At 46.0% G+C, this 1,391-nt stretch carries 1 protein-coding gene; it reads right to left on the minus strand.

The genetic code is table 11. The features are described 5' to 3' along the window. Positions 1-1,391: hypothetical protein (locus A3757_RS27320; RefSeq protein ID WP_068740372.1), on the minus strand; the 1,391-nt coding region annotated here is incomplete at both ends.

Consider the following 1,391-nt stretch of genomic DNA (forward strand, 5'->3'; position numbering starts at 1 on the left):
TCTTCAGCAGTACTAACAAGCTTTTCAGGAGAGAAGCTTAACTGGCTTGAGCCGGGGATACCTTTCAAGTGTAGCTTTGTTCTAGCATCTTCAAGTGATAATACGATTTCACTCGACTCAATTGTTAGCCCTGTCGTACTAGGCGACTGCCATAAAGCGAACATTCGGGCAGGGTGGGAGCTAAAGTCCGGGTTGATAATGCTTAAGGCGTCAAAGTCTGATGGTGATGAGCCGAAAGAACTGGGGTAACCGCGTACCTGCATCCACTCATCTTCTTCGATAGCGCTAATATCCAGTGTAGAGCTGTTGATTTCATACTGTTCAGGTGAAGCATCATTAGCCGCATCAAGGCCTGTGCCACTAAAGTCAAAAAGATCAATTGGTCGTTTGTTGATATGGCTAAGATCCAACTCCAAAGGAGATGCCTGCACCACTTCGCCCACAATGGCATTGAGCTTCATTCTGACATGGCCTTGACTACTATCGAATTCATTATTGTCAGCGTTAAATTCACCCAACGCTAGTATTCGTTGCCCTACCGATAAATTGGCGATGCTGGCATCACCTAAGCGATAACCTGTGACAACAGTATCTTCAGTAACCGCCAGTGTGACTTCTGTCTGAAAGTGAGCCGCCTGGTCGCCAGTCTCGACGACTGCACCTTGAATCGAAATGCTTGAGTCACTGCGTGCAGTGATGATGCCTTTCAATACATCTTGTTCAGCCCAAGGAACACTGTTACCGGCGAGTACCTGTGTTGCCAAGTAGCGTTGCTCACCTTCTTCTGAAGGGCCACCAAAAGCAATAAGAGGGGTCTCCTCAGCTTGTTCTGCTAGTAAGCTTAAGCCTTCTTCAGACGTGTACTCAACGCCATCAATCTCATACAGTGTATTGTCATCGACATGGAAGTTGAAATCGCCAAAGGTTCCGCGACGTAAGCGCATCGGAATTAGTTTCATGTCGATGGTATTAGTGGCCAGATCAACACTTTCGAGTAAACCCCTTAGTCGATGTTCCCTATCGATATCCAGCTCGGTACTGCCGACCATGAAAGGCTCTACAGTTACTAAGGGTGGCTCGAAAGACTCAATAGTATTTGAGGCAGCCAAGTCTAAATCAAGCGTCAATTGAGCGGTTTTGAAAGGGGATATATTGATGCTATTGCCTTCATTAAGATTTAGCTCCACATCAATTTGAGTAATCGCATTGCCATTGGCATCTTGTATGGCAGCTTCATAAGAAGCACCCTCTTCGTCTTGAATAACGATATCAGCCTCACTGTAATCCAGGCCCAATATAACACTTTGGTATTCGCCTGCGGGTACAGACAATACGGCAAAAAGCTCAGAAAGCTCCTGATATTGTACAAAGTCTATTTCACTCTGAAGCGG

The sequence above is a fragment of the Oleiphilus sp. HI0117 genome (assembly GCF_001635235.1).